Source organism: Marinimicrobium locisalis (genome assembly GCF_039822625.1).
Classification (GTDB): domain Bacteria; phylum Pseudomonadota; class Gammaproteobacteria; order Pseudomonadales; family Cellvibrionaceae; genus Marinimicrobium; species Marinimicrobium locisalis.
In genome coordinates this window covers 84154-106372 of the sequence record NZ_JBDLLG010000014.1, presented here as the reverse complement: position 1 = coordinate 106372, position 22219 = coordinate 84154, and the positions used below count along the sequence as shown (strand labels likewise).

Here is a 22219-nt window from a genome sequence, read left to right as displayed (position 1 = left end):
CTCTTGTGTTCGCAAAAAAGCCGGCTGTTGCCGGCTTTTTTGTGTGTGTTTTAGCGAGGCGTCCTTGCCGCTCTTTGTTAATCCAATTGGCTTAGATCCCGCACCGCGCCTTTGTCGGCACTGGTGGCGAGCTTGGCATAGGCCTTAAGCGCGGTACTGACGCGGCGGGTGCGTGCTTTTTTCGGCTTCCAGGCATTTTCGCCCAGAGCTTCCATGGCTTGTCGACGCTCGCTTAGCGCCGCGTCGGTCAGGTTCACGTTGATTGAGCGGTTGGGGATATCGATCCGGATGATGTCTCCGGTCTCAACCAAACCGATAGCGCCCCCGGCGGCGGCTTCCGGTGAGGCATGCCCGATGGACAGGCCCGAGGTGCCGCCGGAGAAGCGGCCGTCAGTGAGCAGAGCGCAGGACTGGCCGAGCCCCTTGGACTTCAGGTAACTGGTGGGGTAAAGCATCTCCTGCATACCGGGCCCGCCCCGCGGGCCTTCGTAGCGGACAATAACGACTTCTCCGGCTTTCACCACACCCTCAAGGATAGCGGCGACGGCATCGTCCTGGCTCTCCACCACTCGTGCCGGGCCCTCGAACACCCAGCAGCTTTCATCCACCCCGGAGGTTTTCACCACGCAGCCATCCAGCGCGATATTGCCTTTCAATACGGCCAAGCCGCCTTCGCGGGTGTAAGCATGCTCCAGTGAGCGAATGCACCCCTGGGCACGGTCCGAGTCGAGGCTGGGCCAGCGAGTGGCCTGACTGAACGCCTGCTGGGTGGGAATGCCCGCCGGGCCAGCTCTGAAAAAGGTGCGCACCTCTTCCGAGTCTGTAGTAACTAGGTCCCAGTGGTCCAGCGCCTTTTGGAAGGTATCGCTGTGAACCGTAGGCAGCTCATTGTGAAAGAGCCCCGCCCGGTTCAGCTCTGCCAGGATGCTCATTACCCCGCCAGCGCGATGCACGTCTTCGATATGATATTGCGGGGTATTTGGCGCCACCTTGCACAGCTGAGGAATTTGGCGGGAGAGGCGGTCGACGTCCACCATACTGAACTCGATTTCGCCCTCCTGCGCCGCCGCTAGCAAGTGCAGTATCGTATTGGTGGACCCTCCCATGGCGATATCCAGAGCCATGGCGTTTTCAAACGCTTTGAAGTTGGCAATAGAACGAGGCAGCATTCGCTCGTCATCCTGCTCGTAATAGCGTTTGGTAATGTCCACAATCCGCCGTGCCGCTTCCAGGAAGAGCTCTTCGCGGTCGGCGTGGGTGGCGAGCATGGTGCCGTTGCCCGGCAGGGAAAGCCCCAGGGCTTCGGTCAGGCAGTTCATGGAGTTGGCGGTAAACATGCCCGAGCAAGAGCCACAGGTGGGGCAGGCCGAGCGCTCGTATTCGGCGACGGTCTCATCGTCCACGGAGTCATCGGCGGCGATGACCATGGCATCGATCAAGTCCAGGTTGTGTTCGGCAAGCTTGGTTTTGCCCGCTTCCATGGGACCACCGGAGACAAAGACGACGGGGATGTTCAGGCGCATGGCGGCCATCAGCATCCCCGGGGTGATTTTGTCGCAGTTAGAGATGCACACCAGGGCATCGGCACAGTGGGCGTTGACCATGTATTCCACGGAGTCGGCGATAATATCGCGGGAGGGCAGGCTGTAGAGCATGCCGTCGTGGCCCATGGCGATGCCGTCATCCACGGCGATGGTGTTGAATTCTTTGGCGACGCCACCGGCTTTTTCAATTTCCCGGGCGACCAGTTGGCCCATGTCTTTGAGGTGGACATGACCGGGCACGAATTGGGTAAAGGAGTTGGCGACGGCGATAATGGGTTTGTGAAAGTCTTCGTCTTTCATCCCGGTGGCGCGCCACAGGGCGCGAGCCCCGGCCATGTTCCGGCCGGCGGTGGTAGTCTTGGAGCGATAAACGGGCATGGTCTTTCTCTATTTGGCGACGTTCGAAAAGCCGCCAATAATAGCAGAAAACCTTTTATGAGGTGTCTAGGCCGGCCTGGTTTAGTAAGGTGGGTGTATCACGTCCGGCCCGAAGTGGGGCGCACTGTTCCCGGACACGCCGTGAATACATGACGTGAAGGGATTCACTAATGCCGCGATGGCATGGATGCCATAGAGCGGCCCCTGTAGGCTCGAATCGCGAATCCCGCGCTCCACGGTCCGGGAACAGTGCACCCCACTCCGGGCCTCAGTGCCTCTCTCACCTTATTTTGGCAGGTGCGCCTTCGGCTTACCGTGCCCTAAGCGGGGATCTTGAAGAGTCAGCTATTGGCAATGAGGTCGTGTGCGGGGTCTACCAGTTCAAGACCGTGGAGCGAGGGACTCGCGATTCGAGCCCCCATGGATGGGTTTACGGCGTGTCTTGAACTGGTAGACCCCGCATACGACCGGGCGTGAAGCAAACCTCTACAGGTTCTTAATAAAAATCTTGGAATTGCGCTGATAGTTATACAGCCGCTGCTTCGCCACCGGTAAATCGCTGATCTGCGCCTGCACAAACCCCTGCTCGATAAACCAATGCGCCGTTTGCGTCGTGAGCAAAAACAACTGCTTCACCCCCTGGCGCCGGGCGATCCTTTCCATCTGACCCATCAGCGTCGCAGCCCGACCTCCTTTGCGGTAATCCGGATGCGTCACCACGCAAGCCAACTCAGCCGTTTCCCCGAAAGGATAAATCGCCGCGCAAGCAATAATGGTCCCATCCTTCTCCAGCACCTGAAAATGCCCGATTTCCGTTTCCAGTAGCTCGCGTGAGCGCCGCACCAGCGTGCCCTCATTTTCCAGCGGAGCGATAAGCTCCAAAATACCCCCGACATCATCAATGGTGGCCTGGCGCAACTGCTCATAACTGTCCGAGTGCACCATGGTGCCCATACCGTCCCGAGTAAACAGCTCGCTCAGCAAAGCCCCGTCGGTGGCATAACTGACCAACTGGGCTCGTGGCACGCCCTGTAGGCAGGAAAGGTAACAGGCGTTCAGGGCCTGGCTCAGATCGCCGCCGACCCGCTCGCCTTCGTTCTGGAGAAAGTCGCGGCACTCCTGTAGTGCCAACTGGCGAATTAAAGCGCCGGTACTGTCCGGCACCCCGTCCGCCTCGATGAAAGCCAGCAGCTTGTCGGCCTTCAGGGCGGTGGCCACGTGGGTGGCGATGTCACTGTAAGACAAGTTGAACGCCTCCCCCGTGGTGGAATACCCCAGGGGCGATAGCAAGGCAATGGCGCCGGAGTCGAGCGCTGCACTCAGCGAACGGGTGTTCACCCGGCGGACCTTGCCGGTGTGCTGCAGGTCGATTCCGTCCAGAACGCCGTGGGGCATGGCGACCACAAAATTGCCGCTAAGCACTTGCATCCGCGAGCCGTGCATGGGGGAGTTGGGCACCCCGGTGGAGAGCGCCGCTTCCATCTGGATACGGGCCTGACCGATGGCCTGGGTTACTTTCTCCAAATTGATGGCGTCGGTCACTCGCAGGTTGCGGTGAAACTGACTCTTGATGCCAGCCTCATCCAAGCGGGCATCGATTTGCGGTCGTGCCCCATGGACCACCACCAGCCGCACGCCCAGGCTACTGAGCAGGGCGATGTCGTAGATGATGTTGCCGTAATTGGCGTGCACCAGGGCCTCCCCGGGTAACATCAACACAAAGGTCTTGCCCCGGTGGGCGTTGATATAGGGGGAGGAGTGCCTGAACCATTTTACGTAGTCGTGGGTCGAGCCGCTCAAATGTTTATCCTTTCGAATCTGGGTTGATACACAGTTGCTCAATCAGTCCGGACAGTATATCCACCGAGGGGGCCAACTGCCCAATATCGATAAATTCGTCTGGCTGATGGGCCTGATTGATGGAGCCGGGACCGAGCACGAGCGTCTGCATGCCGAGCGATTGCAGGAACGGGGCCTCGGTGGCGAATGCCACCGCCTCGGCGCTCTGCCCGGTCAGGCGCTCGCAAGTACGAACCAGATCGGAGGTTTCCGGCTCCTCGAAGGGCTCGACGCCCGCGAAGAGCTCAGAGAGGACGATATCGGTACCACTGCGCTCGGCGATGGGTCGCAGGCGCCGGTCGATGGCACTACGCAGCTCATCGTTGTCCATGCCCGGGAGGGCGCGCAGGTCAAAGTGCAGTTCGCATTCGGCGCAGATCCGGTTGGGGTTATCTCCCCCATGAATACAGCCCAGGTTCATGGTGGGCAGGTCTACCGCGAACCCTGGGTTGCGATAGCGCTGCTGAAGCTCCCCCCGGAATTTCAACAACTCGCCCATGACCGAGTGCATTGCTTCCAGCGCATTGTGCCCCAACGCCGGGTTGGAGGAGTGGCCGCTTGAGCCGTGCACCCGGATCGACTCCATCATGATGCCCTTGTGCATGCGCACCGGGCGCAGCTCCGTGGGTTCGCCGATCACGGCGTAGCGCGCCTGGGGCTGACCTTGTTCAGCCAGGGCCCGGGCGCCGCTCATGCTGCTTTCCTCATCGGCGGTGGCCAGCACGATGAGGGGCTCCTTAAGGGGCCGATCGGCCAGGGCGTCAATGGCGGCCAGCACGGTGGGGAAGAAGCCCTTCATGTCGGTGGCCCCTAGGCCGTACAGCTTGCCATCCCGCTCGGTTAGCTCGAAAGGGTCGCTCTGCCAGCGGTTGTCATCATAGGGGACGGTATCGCTGTGCCCGGACAGCACCAAGCCGCCCGAGCCTGAGCCTTTGGTCGCAATCAGGTTGAACTTGTTGGGCTTTTCGGGCACCGGAAGAATTTCGGCGCTGAATCCGCGCTCTTCCAGCCAGGTGGCGAGCAGGTCCAGCACCGGTTTGTTGCCCATATCCCAATCGGGCGCGGCGCAACTGACCGAGGGTTGAGCGACCAACTGGCTGAGTTGGTCTTTATAGCGTTTGAGATCAAAAGTCATACACGGCCGAGTTTGGAAGAAGTGTACCGGAAGTGTAATACAGAGGTGGGATATGAGGTAGGGCGGATCGCTCCAACGCTTAGGAGCATGAATCCGCCGCTATCCGGCGTTCGTGTGGGAGTTTACCCAAACACGCCTTTGAAGAAGAAGAAAAACAGAATCGCCAAGCCGGCCCCGGCGGGCAGGGTAATAATCCACGACATAAAGATGGTGCCGATCACCCGCAGGTTCAGCGCGCCAATACCGCGGGCAAGGCCCACCCCGAGAACAGCGCCCACCAACGTTTGGGTCGTGGATACCGGCAAGCCGGTGCCGGAGGCTAACACCACCGTGCCTGCCGCGCCCAGTTCGGCGGCGAAGCCGCGGCTCGGAGTCAGTTCGGTGATTTTGCTGCCGATGGTGGCAATGACTTTCCAGCCATAGGTCGCCAAGCCGATGACGATGCCCGCCGCCCCGATTAGCAACACCCAGGCCGGTACGGCGGCTTCCGCGCTGACCGACTGAGTGCTAACGACACTGACGACCGCGGCCAGAGGGCCGACGGCGTTGGCCACATCGTTGGAGCCGTGGGCGAAGGCCATGGCGCAAGCGGTAAAGATCATCAGTATGCCGAATACTCGCTCCACGCTGGTAAAGCGGTTAACCGAGTCGGCCGCTTCATCCTGTTTAACGTTGCGCATCATTTGTATGCCGATCAATGCCACAACGATACCGATGGCGGCGGAGATCAATGCGCTTTCGAAAAAGTTGGGATGGAAGGCGGCGTCTTTCAGAACGTATTTAAGCCCCTTAAGCAGGGTGACCATGGAGATTAAAAAGCCCACGGCAAACATGTACAGGGGAATATAGCGTTTGGCATTGATGAAGGGATCTTCGGTATTGAGGATGAGCTTCTGTACCGAGCGGAATAGCCAGAACGATATGGTGCCGGCCAGAACGGGAGAGACCACCCAACTGGCGATAATGGCGCCTACCTTGTCCCACGACACCACGTCCACGGATATGCCTACGGCCGCGAAGCCGACAATGGCGCCCACAATGGAATGGGTGGTGGAGACCGGCCAGCCCAGAATGCTGGCGATCAAAAGCCAGGTGCCGGCCGCCAGCAGAGCGGAGAGCATGCCGAAGACCAGTAAGTCCGGGTTTTCCGCCATAACCCCCGAATCTACAATGCCCTTTCGGATCGTGGAGGTCACTTCGCCGCCGGCGAGATAGGCACCCAGAAATTCGAACACCATGGCCACGAGAATGGCCTGCTTGATTGTCAGGGCCCGAGAGCCCACCGAGGTACCCATGGCGTTGGCGACGTCATTGGCGCCAACGCCCCAGGCCATAAAGAGGCCAAAAATACAGGCGAGGATTAACAGAGTCTGGCCGTATTCAGCGATCACGGTCATGAGTTTACCCCAATCTTATTTGGATTAACGCGCGAGCAGCAGTTCGAGACGGCCGCCGACATCTTGAGCGCGGTTGGCGAGGTCACCGATCCAGTCGATGACCTTGTAGAGAAACATCACATCGACCGGAGGCAGGTCGGCCTCCAGGCTAAACAGCGTTGCGCGCATTTCCACTTCCAGCTTGTCGGTTTTGCGCTCAAGTGCGTCCAGCTCCTGAATCATGTTTTCGACGATGCCCAGTTCCCGACCGCTAAAGCCGGTTTCCAGAAGCTCGTCCAGCTCGTTGATGGCGGTGAGCGCCTGCTCGGCGGCCTTGACTGCGGCGCCGACGTACTCAAGCGTCATTTGCTGCATGCTGGCCGGGATGGTCATTTTGCGGCCCAGCATGATGCCGGCAATATCCTTGGCCTTGTTGGCAATCCGGTCCTGCATGCTCAGCAGTTCCAGCAGGTCGGTGCGGGGCACGGGAAGGAACAGGCTTTTGGGCAGGTGCAAGCGCAGTTGCTTTTTCAGGGCATCCGCCTCGCGCTCGAGCTCGGTAATGCGTTGCTGGACGCTTTCTACCTGCTCCCAGTCGTCGGCGATGACCGATTCAAAAAAGCGCTGCAGCTCGCCGGTGGCCTGGATTGCCACCGCCATATGCTCTTGCATAGGCTTGATCGGAGAGCGCCCGAATAGGTTGGAGAAAGGGTTGTTAAGAGCCATAAAGGAATATCCCCCTTGCGAAAGTGCGGGCAGTATAAAAACTTATCCCGCCCAGGTCACCCTTGATTTTGACATTTTTATGACGCAATCCCCGAAATTCGCCTCTTGCTTGGGGGTTGCCCCGCTGCGGGAGCGCCGCCCGGTGTTGTCACCCGCCAAGACACGCTACAATCGAACGGTTATCGCTCACCGAACGGGAAATACGTCATGTCCGCCACCGCCATTGCCCAGCATAGTCTCGATTTGCGTCGCCTGGTTGATGACCTGGTGAGCGACGGTCGCCTGGGCCAGGAGGACGCCAACTCGGTGCTGGGCTCGGCGCGCACCCGTGAGCAGGCCATGATGCACCCCCTGGCCTATATAGCCAGTTTGGGACTGGAGGATCGGGCGCGGCCGGGCAAAGTGCTTGAAGGAGAGGCCCTGACCGCTTGGCTGGCGGAAAAGGCCGAGCTGCCGGTTTATCACATTGACCCACTGAAGATTGATGTGCCCAAAGTGACGGACATCATGTCCTACGCTTTCGCCAAACGCCACGGCATTCTTTGTGTGGAGGTGACCCCGGAGCATGTGGTGGTTGCCTGTACCCAGCCCTTTATCACCGGGTGGGAGCCCCAGTTAGAGCATGTCGCTCGCCGAGGCGTTAAGCGAGTGTTCGCCAACCCCGCCGACATCGACCGGCACATGGTGGAATTTTACACGCTGGCCCGTTCGGTCAACCGAGCCAGCGGTGGCCCGGGGGCCAGCGGCGTGGGGAACTTTGAGCAGCTGGTGGACTTGGGCAGCTTCAGCGAGGACCCGGAAGCCAATGACCAGCACGTGGTCAAAATCGTTGACTGGCTGCTGCAATACGCCTACGACCAGCGTGCCAGTGATATTCACATTGAGCCCCGGCGCGATGTAGGGCGGGTTCGTTTCCGTATTGATGGCGTGTTGCACCCGGTTTATGAGTTGCCCGCCAATGTGGCCAACGCCGTGACCAGCCGTTTTAAGGTGCTCGCTCGGATGAACATCGCGGAGAAGCGCAAGCCACAGGATGGCCGCATCAAGACCCGGCGCAACGACGACAGTGAGGTGGAGTTGCGCCTGTCGACCCTCCCCACGGCCTTTGGCGAGAAGATGGTGTTGCGGATTTTCGATCCGGATGTGCTGCTGCGCAGTTTTGCGGATTTGGGGCTGGTGGGGGATGATTACCACCGCTGGCGTGGCATGCTGACACGTCCCAACGGTATCGTGCTGGTGACCGGGCCAACGGGGTCGGGCAAGACGACGACGCTGTATTCCTCGCTGCGTCAGATTGCCACGGAGGAGGTGAATGTCAGCACGATTGAAGACCCGATTGAAATGGTGGAAGAGCATTTCAATCAGACTCAGGTCCATCACAAGATTGGGTTGGATTTCGCCGCCGGCATTCGCACGCTGATGCGTCAGGACCCGGACATTATTATGGTGGGGGAGATCCGCGATCTGGAAACCGCGCAGATGGCGGTGCAGGCGGCGCTGACGGGCCATTTGGTGCTGTCGACGGTGCATACGAATGATGCGCCGGCGACGGTGGCGCGGTTGTTGGATCTGGGGATTCCGCCTTACTTGATTAACGCGACGTTGCTCGGGGTGATGGCGCAGCGGTTGGTGCGGACGTTGTGTCCGCACTGTAAGGAGGAGGGGCAGATCAGTTCGGAGGATTGGCAGCAGTTGGTGGTGCCGTGGAAGGTGGCGGTGCCGCAGAAGGTGTATCGGCCGGTGGGTTGTCTGGAGTGCCGCAATACGGGGTATTTGGGGCGTCAGGGGTTGTATGAGATTTTGTTGTTGACCGAGTCGGTGAAGGATCGGATTGGGCCGGATGCGAGTCTGGGGGAGTTGCGCAAGCAGGCGATGCGCGAGGGAATGCGTACGCTCCGGCTGTCGGGCGCCCAGAAGGTGGCCGCCGGTTTGACCACGGTGGAAGAAGTCATGCGCGTCGCCCCACCACCCGAAAAAGAACGCTAGCTTTTTGGAGGGTGTTGGTAGCTACCGGTCAGGGGCAGGGCATACCGTTTTAAAACCCGCCGTGAATACATCCGTGTAGGCTTCTCATCGGCATCCATGCCTCAGAGAGTTTTAAAACGGTATGCCCAGCCCCCGACCTCAGTGCCACATTCACCTTCGGTCCTGTAGGGTAGGTAAGGCGGTAGCCGCCACCTACCAAAAGGGTTCAACCAAGCACTTCAATAACATCAACACCCAAAGCCCAAATTTAAAAGAGAGCACCAATGTTCAACAAAACCCAAATCCCCACCCAACTCCAAGAAGCCACCCGCAAACGCTTCGAGGATTTCGAACAAAGCCTGGAACGTCGGGAGTTGAGCTCCCCGGAATCCGTGCTGCCGAGTTCTGTGCCCAAAGAGGACTTTAAGCGGCAGATCAACCGCGTCTTCGCGGCCAGTGAGTATGTGGCGAAAACCTGCACCACCCGGCCGCAGCTGTTGTTGGAGTTGGTGGAGTCGGGGGCGTTGTTTGAGCCGCTGGCGGATGGGTCGTTTCCGGAGTTGGTGGAGGCGGTTCAGGCGTGTGAGGACGATGCGGCGCTGGATAAAACGCTTCGCCGGGAGCGTCACCGGGCGATGGTGCGGATTATCTGGCGGGATTTGAACCGTTTGGCGCCGATGCGGGAGATCACCGATGAGCTGTCGCGTTTTGCGGAGGCGGCGATTCAGGTCACGCTGGATTGGCATTTCGAGCGAATGAAGCCCCGTTGGGGGGTGCCCAAAGGCAAGGAAAGTGGTGAGGAGCAGGCGCTCATTGTGCTCGGGATGGGTAAGCTGGGCGCGCGTGAGTTGAATGTGTCTTCGGATATCGATCTGATTTTTGCCTATCCGGAGGCGGGCCAGACCGAGGGCGGGGATCGCTCGTTGGACAATCAGGAGTTTTTCGCCCGGCTGGGACAGCGGTTGATTAAGAGCCTGGATGCGCCCAGTGCCGAGGGGTTTGTGTTTCGGGTGGATATGCGTCTTCGCCCCTACGGGCAGAGTGGGGCTTTGGTCTCCAATTTTGATGCCATGGAGGAGTATTACCAGAGTCAGGGCCGGGATTGGGAGCGTTACGCGATGATCAAGGCGCGGCCGGTGGCGGCCAGTGGACATCGGGCTCGGGCGGTATCGGCGGAATTGATGGAGCTGCTCAAGCCGTTTACCTATCGTCAGTACATCGATTTCAGCGTGATTGAGTCCCTGCGGGCGATGAAGGGGTTGATTAGCCGGCAGGTGCAGCGGCGGGGCATGAGTGAGGATGTAAAACTCGGCGAAGGCGGTATTCGGGAGATTGAGTTTGTGGTGCAGGTCTTCCAGCTGATTCGCGGGGGGCGGGACCCGCGCTTGCGCGAGCGGCAGGTGTGCGAGTTGCTGCCGCTGCTTGAGGCCGAGAATTACCTGCCCGAGGGTAGCGGCACGGCCATGCGGGAGGCCTATGAATTTCTGCGCAACACCGAGCACGCCATTCAGGGCTATCAGGACCGCCAGACCCAGGCGCTGCCCTCGGATGAGGAAGGCCGACTACGCCTGTCCTGGGTCATGGGTTTTGACGATTGGCGGAGTTTTGAGAAAGCACTGAACGGTTATCGCGAGCGCGTCAATCAGGAGTTCCAGGACGTGATTGCCGATCCGGATGTGGAGCAGGGAGAAGATGCCGAAACCCTCCGGCCCTGGGTCTCGCTTTGGGAGGGAAGCCTAGAGGGAGACGAGGGGCAGGAGTGGCTCACCGATAAGGGTTTCGATCAGCCTGAACGGGTTCTCTCGCTGCTCAAGGACCTGCGCAACCATCGCCAAGTGGTGGCCATGCAGGCGAGCAGCCGGGACCGTTTGGATGCCTTTATGCCCCGCTTGCTCGCTATGCTGGCCGAGGGCGACGCGGTGGCGGAAACACTGACCCGGATTCAACCGCTGGTGGTCTCGGTAGTACGCCGCAGTGCCTACCTGGTGCTGTTGGTGGAAAACCCCGTCGCCCTTCAGCAACTGGTGCGTCTATGCGCGGCCAGTCCTTGGATCGCCGATGAGCTGGCCCGCTTTCCGGCGCTGCTCGATGAGCTGCTCACGCCGGAGAGCCTCTACGCCCCGCCGGATAAAGAAGCGCTGCGCGATGAGCTGCGCCGCGAGCTGTTGCGCCTGGCCTGGGACGACCTGGAAGGCCATATGGACACCCTGCGCTACTTCCGCTCCGCCCATGCCTTGCGGGTGGCGGCGAGCGAAGTCACTGGCGCGCTGCCGCTGATGAAAGTCAGCGACTATCTGACTTATATTGCGGAAGTCATCCTCGAGCACGTGCTGCAATTGGCTTGGGAGCAATTGGTGCTCCGCCACGGCCGGCCCAGTGACGCCAACGGCGAGCCGGAGGCCGCGCCCAATTTCGTTATTGTCGGCTACGGCAAGCTTGGGGGCATTGAGCTCTCCCATGGGTCGGACCTGGACTTGGTGTTCGTCCACAACGGTGACCCCGAGGGCAAGACCGATGGGGAAAAGCCGCTGGAGAACAACCTCTTTTACACCCGTTTGGGGCAGCGCATCATCCACATTCTGAATACCCGCATGCCCTCGGGCACCCTGTACGAGATCGATATGCGGCTGCGCCCCAATGGCGAAGCCGGCATGTTGGTGAACTCGCTGGGCGCCTTCGAGAAGTACCAGCGCAACGACGCCTGGACCTGGGAGCACCAGGCCTTGGTGCGTGCCCGCGTCGTGGCCGGTGATCAAACCCTGGCAGAAGGCTTTGAACGGGTGCGGCGGGATATTCTTTGCCAGCACCGGGATGCCGACGCTTTGCGGGAAGAGGTGCTCAAAATGCGGGAGAAAATGCGCGAACACCTCGGAACCAAGCCTTCAGCGAGCGATAACGGGGCGGTATTTCACCTTAAGCAGGACGTCGGAGGTATCGTCGATATTGAATTTATGGTTCAATATGCGGTTTTAGCCTGGGCCGAAGATGAGCCCGCGCTCACCGAGTATACAGATAACATCCGCATTCTCGGTGCTCTGGAACAATCCGGCCGGTTGGGCGCAGAAGCCGTCGCCCAGTTGATCGACGCCTACAAGGTCTATCGGTCCACCGGCCACCGCCTCGCGCTACAGCGCCAGGAGGCAGTCTTGGAGGACGGCGAGCCCTTTGCGGAGGAGCGGCGCCGAGTAACTGGCCTGTGGCGGCATCTGCTGGAATCCCATCACTGATCGGGCGCCTTGAACGCCGACCACAGCCCCCACTGATTTTCAGCTTTTTTAGGAGTTGGCTATGTCATTTGCCGATCGCGACGGCGTTATTTGGCTGGATGGCGAACTGGTGCCCTGGCGGGATGCCAAGGTCCACGTACTGACCCACACCCTGCACTATGGCATGGGTGTCTTCGAAGGCGTTCGCGCCTATGAAAGCGGTGACCGGGGCACCTGTATTTTTCGCCTGAAAGAACACACGGACCGGCTGTTCCGCTCCGCTCATATTATGCGGATGGACCTGCCCTACAGCAAAGACGAGCTGCTGGCCGCTCAGAAGCTCGTCGTTCGGGAAAACAATCTTCAGGAAAGTTACCTGCGGCCCATGGCATTCCTCGGCTCCGAGGGCATGGGCTTGCGCGCCGACAACCTCAAAGTGCATGTCATGGTCGCCGCTTGGCACTGGCCGTCCTACATGTCGCCGGAGGCTCGGGACCTGGGCATTAAAGTGCGCACCTCCAGCTACACTCGCCACCATGTGAATATTTCCATGTGTAAGGCCAAGGCCAACGGCCACTACATTAACTCCATGTTGGCGCTGCGTGAGGCGTTGGACAGCGGTTGTGAAGAAGCGCTATTGCTGGATAACGAAGGCTATGTGGCTGAAGGCAGCGGTGAGAATATCTTCATCGTGCGCGAAGGCATTCTGTATACGCCCGAGCTGACCTCCTGCCTGGACGGTATTACCCGCGACACCCTGTTCAAGCTGGCGGCGGATGCGGGCTATGAAGTTCGGGAGAAACGGATTACCCGCGACGAGGTCTACATTGCCGACGAGGCATTTTTTACCGGCACCGCCGCGGAAGTGCTGCCTATTCGCGAGCTGGACGGTCGGGTGATTGGTGAAGGTCATCGTGGGCCCATCACCACCCAGCTGCAGTCCATGTATTTCGATGCGGTCAAGGGCAAGCTGCCTACCCATGGCGACTGGCTGGCGCCGGTGGCGGACTGAACCGTTCGCGCCCATTTGTTGGAACTGAACCAAAGTGCGTGCCCCCTGAGGGGCGGCACGCCCTCGGAGGACCCCGCACACCATGAGCGATAGAGGCACGCCGCCCTCACCGGATGACAGCCTGCGGCAGACCGATACCGCTTCTCTTAAGGTCTACCTGAGGCTGCTCGCCTACATCAAACCCTACTGGGGGCTGTTCGCCATCAGTGTGGTCGGCTTTGTGGTCTACTCCGCCTCTCAGCCGGCCATGGCTCAGTTCATGGAATACCTGCTGGACTTCATCGGCGCCGAGGATCGTGGTCCAGCGTATTTACCCGCCCTCATCATTATGGGCATTGTGCTGGTGCGCAGCGCCGGCGCCTTTCTAGGCAACTACTTCATCTCCCAGGTATCGTTTCGCATCGTGCACACGCTGCGGGTCAGCCTGTTTGATCACATGGCCCACCTGCCCGGGCAGTACTTTGACCGGCACAGCTCCGGGCATTTGATGTCGGTGATTACCTATAACGTCAACGGCGTTACCACCGCCGCCACCGATGCGCTGAAAACCCTGATTCGCGAAGGCGCCACGGTATTGGCATTGCTGAGTTACCTGTTCTACAAAGACTGGCTGCTGACTTTGCTACTGCTGATGGTGGCTCCAGTGATTGGCGCCCTGGTGGGTTACGTGGGCAAACGCCTGCGCCGGCTGAGCGCCCAAGTGCAACACAGTATGGGGGACATCACCCAGGTGTCCTCCGAGATGATTCACGGCTACCGCGTCATGCGCAGCTTCGGCGGCGAGCCCTACGAGAAACGCCGCTTCAATCAGGCCAGCTGGCGAAATTACCTGCAAAACATGAAAATCGTGTTCACCTCTTCGCTGAACACGCCCATCCTGCAAATGTTGGTGGCTTTGTCCATGGGGCTGTTGTTGTTCGTGGCCCTGACCATTATGGAGTTGGACGACCCCGGCGCCTTTGTGGCCTATTTCATCGCCGCGGGCATGGTGCTCAAGCCGCTGCGGCAATTGAGTGAAGTGGTGCCCACCATTCAAAAGGGGGTGGCCGCGGCAGACAGCATTTTCCAGCTATTGGACGAACCGCCCGAACGGGATAACGGCACTCTACGCGTCGACCGGGCCCAGGGAGGCGTATCCTTCGAGCAGGTCTACTTTAGCTACGATGAGGGCGATGACTGGGTACTCAATGACATTAACCTGGAAGTAAAGCCCGGTGAAGTCATTGCGTTGGTCGGGCGCTCGGGCAGCGGCAAGTCGACCTTGGTAAGCCTGTTGACTCGCTTTTACGACCCCGGCGCCGGTCGCATCCTGCTCGACGGTGAACCGCTGGAGCGCTACCGCCTGGATAACCTGCGCCAGCAAGTCGCGCTAGTGAACCAAAGCGTGGTGCTGTTCAACGACTCCGTTGCCGGCAATATTGCCTACGGCGCTCTTTCGGATACCGACCCGGAGAAAGTGCGCGAAGCGGCCAAAGCGGCCCACGCCCACGAGTTTATCGAGCAGTTGCCCCAGGGGTATGACACTTTGATCGGAGAAAGCGGCACCCGCCTATCCGGCGGCCAGCGCCAGCGCTTGGCCATTGCTCGAGCCATCTTGAAAAACGCGCCCATTCTGATTCTGGACGAGGCCACCTCGGCCCTGGACACCGAGTCCGAACGTCACATTCAAGCGGCGCTGGAAGAGGTCATGAAAAACCGTACCACCTTTGTGATCGCCCACCGGCTCTCCACCATCGAGCGGGCGGACCGCATTGTGGTGATGGGCGAAGGCAGGGTTCTAGAAGTCGGCAGCCACAAAGAACTCCTCGCCTCCGGCGGCCAATACGCCCGCCTGCACTCCATGCAGTTCCGCGACGAGGGCTAAAACGTCGGTCTCATTCGCTTGGGGAGGTGTAGGGTGCGGTAAGCGAAGCGCTCCCACCGTTTATGGTAAATGCGAATGACAAAGGGCCTGCGCTTACCGCAGGGAATGTTTCATTTTATACCTTCCTGCAATCACTCTTCCGGCGGAAACTGCTCCAACAACTTCCGCATAACCTCCCTCAACTGCGCCTCCCGCGCTAATTCAAAGTCCTTCAACGCAATCCCGCTGGCGCTACCGCGCCAAATCAGTTCGTTGGTTTGGGCGTTGGTAATATCGACGACTATCACGCCTTCCCGTCGGCCTTCGCCGTCGAGGTTTTTGCTACCCCCGACTCCGATGCTGCCGTGGCTCCCCACGGGCAGGCCGATGGAGAGGCCGAGGGATTTTCCTCCGCCGGTGGCGAGGCGGGTGGAGCCGGTGATGTCGATGTAGAGCTGGGGGGCCTCGGGGGCGAGTTGGTAGCCTTGGCTGGCGAGTATGTCTTGGGCAATGGTTTCGAGCCGCCGGTAGTCGACGCCTTCAATCTGTGAACTGCCACCTCGGAATTCGTAGTAGGTCCACCCGGGATCAAATTTGGTTCCGGGTTTGTAATCCTGCTCAATATTGGGACCGGCGCAGGCTGTGATAAGTACAAGGGCTCCAAATGCGGTTATATATTTCAATATGTGTCTCATTAGTAAAACCCTAGTTATCGGAGAATTGAGAAGTATCTGAAACTCCGGCGGCTACGGGTAACACCCATTGGAGACCCGCCGTGAACCCATCCATGGGGGCTTCTCATCGGCATCCATGCCTCAGAGAGTCTCCAATGGGTGTTACCCGCATCCGCCTAAGTGCCACAGAAAGGCTTCGGTGTATTTGGGCGTAGGGTACGGTAAGCGAAGCGCCACCTACCAAATAGCCGTAGGGCGGATAAGCTGTAAGCGCATCCGCCATTCCCGAACGTGCATTTAGGTGGATGACGGCCCCTATGTTTATGGCGGATGCGGCTTCGCCTTATTCGCCCTACAGTCGATCTTGGCACTGAGGTGTCTGTGGGAGCATACCCTTCATAGACTCTCTGACGCCTACATGGATGTAGGTGCTAGAGCGACGCAGGAGCCAAAGCCGCGGCATGGATGCCGATGAGAAGCCTACAGGGATGTATTTACGGCGGGTCTATGAAGGGTATGCTCCCACAGACACCGGACCCTAAAGCCACTCAAAAAGCTCACATCAACCGAACAACCTGCGTATCCGGATCCCGCGATTTGCCTTGCTCGTGCAGAGCGTCAAGATACTCCTGCCAATGCTTATCTTCATTGACACACAAATCGTGTAAATAATCCCAAGTGTAGATGCCCGAGTCGTGGCCGTCATCAAATAGGAGTTTGAGGGCGTAGTTGCCGGCGGCTTCGATGTGGTCGATGGAGACGTAGCGTTTGCCGGAGGGGAGGGTGCCGGAGTCTGAGCCGTGGCCGCGGACTTCGGCGCTGGGGGAGACTACGCGCAGGTACTCTGCGTCCAGGCGATAGCTCTGGTCACCGTAGGTCAGCTCAAGCTGGCGGGATTTTTTGTGGAGCAGTATCTTGTCGGGGACCATGGTGGACTCCTTGAGTGGGTGCCACTAGAGCCGGTTCGGTTTGCGGTGTACTGTTGCAAGACACGCTGCAAGTACATCCCTGTAGCTCGAGAGCGCGAGTCCCTCGGCTCACGGTCTTGCAACAGTACACCGCAAACCGATCCTGTTTAGGTGTGTGCTGAAAGCTTACTACAGAATATACCGGCTCAGATCTTCATCCTTCGCCAGCTCACCCAGGTGCTCTTCAACATAAGCCGCATCCACTTCCACGTTGGTCTGCTTGCTGCCGGCGTCAAAGGAGACGTCTTCCAGCAGGCGTTCCAGTAGGGTGTGCAGACGGCGAGCGCCGATGTTTTCGGTGCTTTCGTTCACTTCAAAGGCGGTTTCCGCAAGCCGACGGATGCCGTCGGGTTTGAACATGACTTCGACGCCTTCGGTCTTGAGCAGCGCTTGGTGCTGTTCGGTCAGTGAGGCGCTGGGTTCGGTCAGGATGCGTTCGAAGTCGTCCGGGGTCAGGGCGCTCAGTTCGACTCGGATGGGCAGGCGGCCCTGTAGTTCCGGAATTAGGTCTGAGGGCTTGCTCAGGTGAAAGGCGCCGGAGGAGATGAACAGGATGTGGTCGGTTTTGATCATCCCGTGTTTGGTGCTCACGGTACAGCCTTCGATCAGGGGCAGCAGGTCGCGCTGCACGCCTTCGCGGGAGACGTCGGCGCCGCCGGTTTCGCCTTTTTTGGCGACTTTGTCGATTTCGTCGAGGAAGACAATGCCGTTTTGCTCGGCGGCTTTGATGGCCTCGGCTTTGACTTCTTCCTCGTTGATTAGGCCGGCGGCTTCTTCGTCCTGAAGTTGTTTGAAGGCCTGCTTGACGGTCATTTTGGTGGCTTTCTTTTTGTCCTTGGACAGGGAAGAAAACATGTTTTGCAGCTGGCTGGTCATGTCTTCCATGCCGGGTGGTGCCATGATTTCCACGCCCGCCGGGTGGCTGGAGACTTCGATTTCAACTTCCTTGTCATCGAGCTCGCCTTCGCGCAATTTTTTGCGGAAGATTTGGCGGGTGTTGGAGTCGCCGGTGTTTTCGGTATCGCCACCGCGAGCGGGGGGCAGTAGTACGTCCAGAATGCGTTCTTCGGCCGCTTCGGCGGCGCGGTGCTGGACGGTTTTCATGGCCAGTTCGCGGTGCATTTTGATGGAGATGTCCACCAGATCCCGGATTATGGACTCCACATCGCGGCCGACGTACCCGACTTCGGTGAACTTGGTCGCTTCAATCTTGATGAAGGGCGCGTGGGCCAGTTTGGCCAGGCGGCGGGCAATTTCGGTTTTGCCCACGCCGGTGGGGCCGATCATCAGGATGTTTTTGGGGGTGATTTCCGCGCGCAGGTTTTCGTCCACCTGCATGCGGCGCCAGCGGTTGCGCAGGGCGATGGCCACGGCGCGCTTGGCTTCGTTCTGGCCGATGATGTGTTTGTCCAGCTCGTGGACAATTTCCCGTGGGGTCATGTCAGACATAGCTAACTCGTTGGTCCTTTAGGCCGTCGAACCTCAGTACTCGAGGGTTTCGATGGTCTGGTTGTGGTTGGTGTAGATGCAGACGTCGCCGGCGATGGTCAGCCCTTTTTCGACGATTTGTTTGGCATCCAGTTCGGTATTGTCCAGTAGGGCGCGCGCGGCCGATTGGGCGAAGGCGCCGCCGGAGCCGATGGCGATCAGGTCGTCTTCGGGCTGAATGACATCGCCGTTGCCGGTGATGATCAGCGAGGCCTCGGCGTTGGCCACGGCCAGCAGTGCTTCCAGGCGGCGCAGGGACCGCTCGGTGCGCCAGTCTTTGGCCAGCTCCACGGCGGCGCGGGTTAGTTGCCCGTTGTGGGCCTCAAGCTTTGCCTCGAAGCGTTCGAATAGGGTAAAGGCGTCGGCGGTACCGCCGGCGAACCCGGCGATCACCTGGTCTTTGTACAGGCGCCGGACTTTGCGGGCGTTGCCTTTCATAATGGTGTTGCCCAGGGACACCTGACCGTCGCCGCCGATGGCGACTTGGCCGTTACGGCGCACGGAGAGAATGGTGGTACCTCGGTATTGTTCCACAAGCCGTCCTTAATCAAACCAATGTGTGATGTGGTGAATGGCTGAAGTGGGGGCAAGGCGAAGGGATTTCAAGCAGCGGCGAGGCCGCCGCTTTGCCGCGGGGGGTCAGTCGTCGCGCTTACGTTTGAGAACCAGGGCGTGGTAGTCGTTGGAAACGAGCGTTGAGCGGGCGCTGGCAAGGCGTGATTGGTTGCTGAATGGCCCCACTAGGACTCGGTGCCAGACTTCGTTGTTGTTTAGGGTCACTTGCTCGGTGTAGGCGTCGAGGTTGAGCAATAGTAGTTGGGCGCGGAGGCTGTCGGCTTCCGAGGATTTGCGGAAGGAGCCGACTTGGAGGATGAATTCATCGATGCTGGCTTGCTGTTCGCCGCCGTTGTTGGCCTGGCTTTCGGCCGGTTCGGTGGCGGGTACGATGACTTCGCTTTCGCGCAGCAGTTTGTAGAAGTCGAAGCGAGGTTTGGGGGTGTCTTGTTTTTCGGGTTTGGGTTCTTCCGCGACTTTGGGGGCGGGTTCGGGCGCGGTTTGTTGGGGCTGTTCGGGAACGTTGACGTCGGTCAGGCGCGCGAGGAATACGATGAAGCCGCCGAGCACGAGGCCGGTGAATAGCCATACCCAGCCGGGCACTTGGCTTTTGGGGCGGTTGCGCCGGGGGGCGGGGCGGCTTTTCTTGGCGTAATCTCGGGTCATGATGGTGTGGGGCCTGACGTGTTAGAGCGCGAGCAATTGTACTCACCACCGGTCGATGGTGCCAGTCTCAAAGGCTTTTGCTGTTCGGATGTTTTAAACGTCAGTGCGTCAAGTCCGGCCGGAGGAGGGGTAGACCACTCGGAGACCCGCCGTGAAGCTAGTGGGAGCATCGCGTCCGGCCCGCCGTGGGGTATACCGGTTGTAGACCCGCCGTGAACCCATCCCTGGGGGCTTCTCATCGGCATCCATGCCGCGGCTTTGGCTCCTGCGTCGCTCTAGCACCTACATCCATGTAGGCGTCAGAGAGTCTACAACCGGTATACCCCACGTCGGGCCTCAGTGCTAATAGAGCCCATGGAGGAAGGTTGCTATCTCAAAACAATTGTCCGTTGGCGCCAGCGGAGGGGGAATAGGGCTCTCCGAGACCGTTACCCGCCTGGACGGCGGGTAATCGAGCCCCCAGGGATGGGTTTACGGCGTGTCTCGGAGAGCCCTATTCCCCCGCAGCGCTTCAATGCGAAGTGTATTGGTTCACTGCCAAAAAGCTTGAGTGATTGTGATCAACTCATATCCTGCGGATCCACATCCACCGACCAGCGGGCTCGCTTCGCCAGGGGGTGTTGCTCCAATTCGAGTGTCAGACGACTCAGCAGCGAATGCAGCGCCTTTCGGTTGGCGGCATTCAACTGGAGTTGGTAGCGGTATCGGTCCCCCCGCTTCTCCAGCATGGCCGGTAGCGGCCCCAGGTAACCCAATTCGTGATTCGGGGGATGCAGCTTCTCCGCTATCGCCCGTGCTTGCTTGAGGAATGCCACCGCATTCTCCGGGCGTTTGGACTCCGCCCGCAGCAGCGCCATCTGACGGAAAGGTGGCAGCCCCGTCAGTCGTCGTTCGCTCAGGATCAGCTCCGCGAAATCGTGATAGCCCCGCTCCACTAGCGTGCGGATCAGCGGATGCTCCACGTGGTGGCTCTGAATAATCACCTGCCCCGGCTTCTCTGCCCGGCCCGCCCGGCCGGCGACCTGAAGCAAGAGTTGGCCCATTTTTTCCGGGCCGCGGAAGTCCGTGCTGAACAATCCCGCGTCGGCGTCGAGAATGACGACGAGGGTGACGTCGGCGAAGTGATGGCCTTTGGCTAACATCTGGGTGCCCACCAGGATGCAGGGGTCGCCCCTGTGAACTTCGTCGATCAGGTCCCGAAAGGCGTGTTTCTGTCGGGTGGAGTCCCGGTCCACCCGCAGGACTCGTGTGTCGGGGAAGTAGCGTTGGAGTGCTTCTTCGCTGCGCTCGGTGCCCTGGCCCACCGGTTGCAGACGGGTGCTTTGGCAGGACGGGCAGTGGCGGGGCACGGCGCGCTGGTGGTCGCAGTGGTGGCAGTGCAGGTGGCGCGGGGTCTGGTGCATGGTCAGGCGGGTGTCGCAGTGACCGCATTCGGCGAGCCAGCCGCATTCGGTGCACTCCAGGGTGGGGGCGTAGCCCCGGCGGTTTAGAAACACCAGGACTTGGTTGCCATCCTCGAGGGTGGTGCGGATCTGGTTTAACGTCTGCTCGCTGAGGCCTTCTTCCAGCGGTCGGCGGCGGATGTCCTGCAGCAGAATCTCGGGCGGGCGAGCGTTGCCGGCGCGGTGGGTCAGGCGCAGATACTGGTAGCGCCCGGTACGGGCGTTGTGCAGGCTTTCCAGAGCGGGGGTGGCGCTGCCCAGTACCAGGGGGATGCCCATCCGCTTGGCGCGCAGGGCGGCCAGGTCCCGGGCGGAATAACGAAAGCCGTCCTGTTGTTTGAAGGAGCTGTCGTGTTCTTCGTCGACAATAAGAATGCCGGGCTGGGCCAGGGGAGTGAAAATGGCCGAGCGGGTGCCGATCACGATTCGCGCGCGGCCGTCCCGCGCCTGGAGCCAGGCATCGAGCCGTTCCCGGTCATTCATGCCCGAGTGCATGGCCACCACCGGTTGGGCAAAGCGGCGCTGAAAACGGGCCAGGGTTTGGGGGGTCAGGCCGATTTCCGGCACCAATACCAACGCCTGGCGCCCGAGCGCCAGGGTACGGGCAATCGCTTGTAGGTAAATTTCGGTTTTGCCGCTGCCGGTGCTGCCATCCAGTAGGCTGATGGAAAAGCCGTTCTCCGGGATCTGTTCCAGCGCAACGCGCTGCTCTTCCGACAGGGTGAGGGGTGCTTCTCGCAGGATGTGGGAGGCTTCGGGGGGAGTGAGTACTTGCTCCGTCATCTCGACCAGCCCCTTCTGTTCCAGCGGCTTGAGCTGGCTGCGGTTGAAGCCCAGTACGGACAGGTCGGCTCGGTTGAGAGCACCGCGCTGTTGGAGAAGCGCCAACAGTTCCGCTTGGCGTGGGGCACGCTTCAAGGCACCTTCGGGAAGACCTTTTCCTTCTGTGGTGAGCTGCCAGTAGGGTTCGCTTCGTTCCCGGGCAGCTTCTCCCTGGCGTAATAATACCGGCAGGGCGGTGCTTAGGGCGTCGCCAATCGGGTGTTGATAGTACTCGGCGGCCCAAAGGCACAACTGCCAGAGTTCGTCCGGCAGTAGGGGCGCCTCGTCGAGCAGAGCGTCGGCGGGGCGCAACTGCTTCAATGGGAGTGAAGACTCACTTTTTGTGCGCAGTAGCAGGCCCACCAGTCGCTGGGAGCCAAAGGGGACCTTCAGGCGCTGTCCTGCACGCAGGGTCTTTGGGTCGACGCCCGCTGGTGGCAGGTAGTCAAACCGACGGCGCAGCGGCGTGGGCAGGGCGATTTCGAGAACGATAGGACTGGACATGGGCTCCCGATGTGCGGCTAGTGCAAAAAGGCGCTCAGGATACCGTACTTCGCGAGCCCCAAGGAATGATTGTGGG

15 protein-coding genes are annotated in these 22219 nt (G+C 59.9%); 4 read left to right on the top strand and 11 right to left on the bottom strand.

All coding sequences use genetic code 11. From position 1 onward, the window contains the following. Positions 1 to 77 precede the first annotated feature (77 nt). The 5 genes from ilvD to AAE514_RS10570 all read right to left on the bottom strand — a co-directional run bounded on the left by ilvD (position 78) and on the right by AAE514_RS10570 (position 6998). Positions 78 to 1922 carry a dihydroxy-acid dehydratase gene (gene ilvD, locus AAE514_RS10590; RefSeq protein ID WP_347331508.1) on the bottom strand — a complete coding sequence of 615 codons (1845 nt, stop codon included), beginning with the start codon at positions 1920 to 1922 and terminating at the stop codon, positions 78 to 80. 486 nt (positions 1923 to 2408) lie between these two features. Next, positions 2409 to 3722, bottom strand: coding sequence for an amino-acid N-acetyltransferase (gene argA, locus AAE514_RS10585; protein ID WP_347331507.1), 1314 nt, complete (start codon positions 3720 to 3722; stop codon positions 2409 to 2411). Positions 3723 to 3726: 4 nt separating this feature from the next. Continuing rightward, the gene (gene argE, locus AAE514_RS10580) at positions 3727 to 4896 is read right to left on the bottom strand and encodes an acetylornithine deacetylase (protein WP_347331506.1); all 1170 of its coding nucleotides are present in this window, start codon (positions 4894 to 4896) and stop codon (positions 3727 to 3729) included. A 122-nt stretch (positions 4897 to 5018) separates the two neighbouring features. Continuing rightward, a complete protein-coding gene (locus AAE514_RS10575; RefSeq protein WP_347331505.1) occupies positions 5019 to 6293 on the bottom strand; it encodes an inorganic phosphate transporter in 1275 nt (424 codons plus the stop codon). A 24-nt stretch (positions 6294 to 6317) separates the two neighbouring features. Continuing rightward, positions 6318 to 6998 carry a TIGR00153 family protein gene (locus AAE514_RS10570; RefSeq protein ID WP_347331504.1) on the bottom strand — a complete coding sequence of 227 codons (681 nt, stop codon included), beginning with the start codon at positions 6996 to 6998 and terminating at the stop codon, positions 6318 to 6320. A gap of 207 nt (positions 6999 to 7205) precedes the next feature. Here AAE514_RS10570 and tfpB point away from each other — a divergent pair, with 207 nt between their 5' ends. From tfpB to msbA, 4 genes are all read left to right on the top strand, one after another. Beyond that, positions 7206 to 8984: a type IV pilus assembly ATPase TfpB gene (gene tfpB, locus AAE514_RS10565; protein WP_347331503.1), complete on the top strand. Its 1779-nt coding sequence runs from the start codon at positions 7206 to 7208 to the stop codon at positions 8982 to 8984. Between the two features lie 263 nt (positions 8985 to 9247). After that, positions 9248 to 12190, top strand: coding sequence for a bifunctional [glutamate--ammonia ligase]-adenylyl-L-tyrosine phosphorylase/[glutamate--ammonia-ligase] adenylyltransferase (glnE, locus tag AAE514_RS10560; RefSeq protein ID WP_347331502.1), 2943 nt, complete (start codon positions 9248 to 9250; stop codon positions 12188 to 12190). Between the two features lie 61 nt (positions 12191 to 12251). Further along, positions 12252 to 13181 (top strand): branched-chain amino acid transaminase, encoded by a 930-nt coding sequence (locus AAE514_RS10555; protein WP_347331501.1) that lies wholly within the window; start codon positions 12252 to 12254, stop codon positions 13179 to 13181. Positions 13182 to 13263: 82 nt separating this feature from the next. Continuing rightward, the gene (gene msbA, locus AAE514_RS10550) at positions 13264 to 15045 is read left to right on the top strand and encodes a lipid A export permease/ATP-binding protein MsbA (protein WP_347331500.1); all 1782 of its coding nucleotides are present in this window, start codon (positions 13264 to 13266) and stop codon (positions 15043 to 15045) included. 131 nt (positions 15046 to 15176) lie between these two features. On the opposite strand, the gene AAE514_RS10545 is transcribed toward msbA, so the two are convergent. The 6 genes from AAE514_RS10545 to AAE514_RS10520 form a co-directional block, all read right to left on the bottom strand. Further along, positions 15177 to 15707: a DUF4136 domain-containing protein gene (locus AAE514_RS10545; protein ID WP_347331499.1), complete on the bottom strand. Its 531-nt coding sequence runs from the start codon at positions 15705 to 15707 to the stop codon at positions 15177 to 15179. 548 nt (positions 15708 to 16255) lie between these two features. Next, positions 16256 to 16627, bottom strand: coding sequence for a gamma-butyrobetaine hydroxylase family protein (locus AAE514_RS10540; RefSeq protein WP_347331498.1), 372 nt, complete (start codon positions 16625 to 16627; stop codon positions 16256 to 16258). A 168-nt stretch (positions 16628 to 16795) separates the two neighbouring features. Continuing rightward, positions 16796 to 18115 (bottom strand): ATP-dependent protease ATPase subunit HslU, encoded by a 1320-nt coding sequence (hslU, locus tag AAE514_RS10535; RefSeq protein WP_347331497.1) that lies wholly within the window; start codon positions 18113 to 18115, stop codon positions 16796 to 16798. Between the two features lie 33 nt (positions 18116 to 18148). Next, entirely contained in the window at positions 18149 to 18688 is a 540-nt protein-coding gene (hslV, locus tag AAE514_RS10530) for an ATP-dependent protease subunit HslV (RefSeq protein ID WP_347331496.1), read from the bottom strand. A 105-nt stretch (positions 18689 to 18793) separates the two neighbouring features. Further along, positions 18794 to 19375, bottom strand: a complete 582-nt coding sequence (locus tag AAE514_RS10525; protein WP_347331495.1) for an SPOR domain-containing protein — start codon at positions 19373 to 19375, stop codon at positions 18794 to 18796. A 560-nt stretch (positions 19376 to 19935) separates the two neighbouring features. Next, on the bottom strand, positions 19936 to 22143 hold the full coding sequence (locus AAE514_RS10520) for a primosomal protein N' (RefSeq protein ID WP_347331494.1): 2208 nt from the start codon (positions 22141 to 22143) through the stop codon (positions 19936 to 19938). Positions 22144 to 22219 lie beyond the last annotated feature (76 nt).

What these genes read in the sequence shown, in the direction of transcription:
- msbA (WP_347331500.1), top strand. Translation starts at nt 13,264, where the DNA reads ATGAGCGATAGAGGCACGCCGCCCTCACCGGATGACAGCCTGCGGCAG.
- tfpB (WP_347331503.1), top strand. Translation starts at nt 7,206, where the DNA reads ATGTCCGCCACCGCCATTGCCCAGCATAGTCTCGATTTGCGTCGCCTG.
- hslU (WP_347331497.1), bottom strand. Translation starts at nt 18,115, where the DNA reads ATGTCTGACATGACCCCACGGGAAATTGTCCACGAGCTGGACAAACAC.
- AAE514_RS10520 (WP_347331494.1), bottom strand. Translation starts at nt 22,143, where the DNA reads ATGTCCAGTCCTATCGTTCTCGAAATCGCCCTGCCCACGCCGCTGCGC.
- glnE (WP_347331502.1), top strand. Translation starts at nt 9,248, where the DNA reads ATGTTCAACAAAACCCAAATCCCCACCCAACTCCAAGAAGCCACCCGC.
- ilvD (WP_347331508.1), bottom strand. Translation starts at nt 1,922, where the DNA reads ATGCCCGTTTATCGCTCCAAGACTACCACCGCCGGCCGGAACATGGCC.
- AAE514_RS10570 (WP_347331504.1), bottom strand. Translation starts at nt 6,998, where the DNA reads ATGGCTCTTAACAACCCTTTCTCCAACCTATTCGGGCGCTCTCCGATC.
- AAE514_RS10525 (WP_347331495.1), bottom strand. Translation starts at nt 19,375, where the DNA reads ATGACCCGAGATTACGCCAAGAAAAGCCGCCCCGCCCCCCGGCGCAAC.
- argE (WP_347331506.1), bottom strand. Translation starts at nt 4,896, where the DNA reads ATGACTTTTGATCTCAAACGCTATAAAGACCAACTCAGCCAGTTGGTC.
- AAE514_RS10555 (WP_347331501.1), top strand. Translation starts at nt 12,252, where the DNA reads ATGTCATTTGCCGATCGCGACGGCGTTATTTGGCTGGATGGCGAACTG.
- AAE514_RS10575 (WP_347331505.1), bottom strand. Translation starts at nt 6,293, where the DNA reads ATGACCGTGATCGCTGAATACGGCCAGACTCTGTTAATCCTCGCCTGT.
- AAE514_RS10540 (WP_347331498.1), bottom strand. Translation starts at nt 16,627, where the DNA reads ATGGTCCCCGACAAGATACTGCTCCACAAAAAATCCCGCCAGCTTGAG.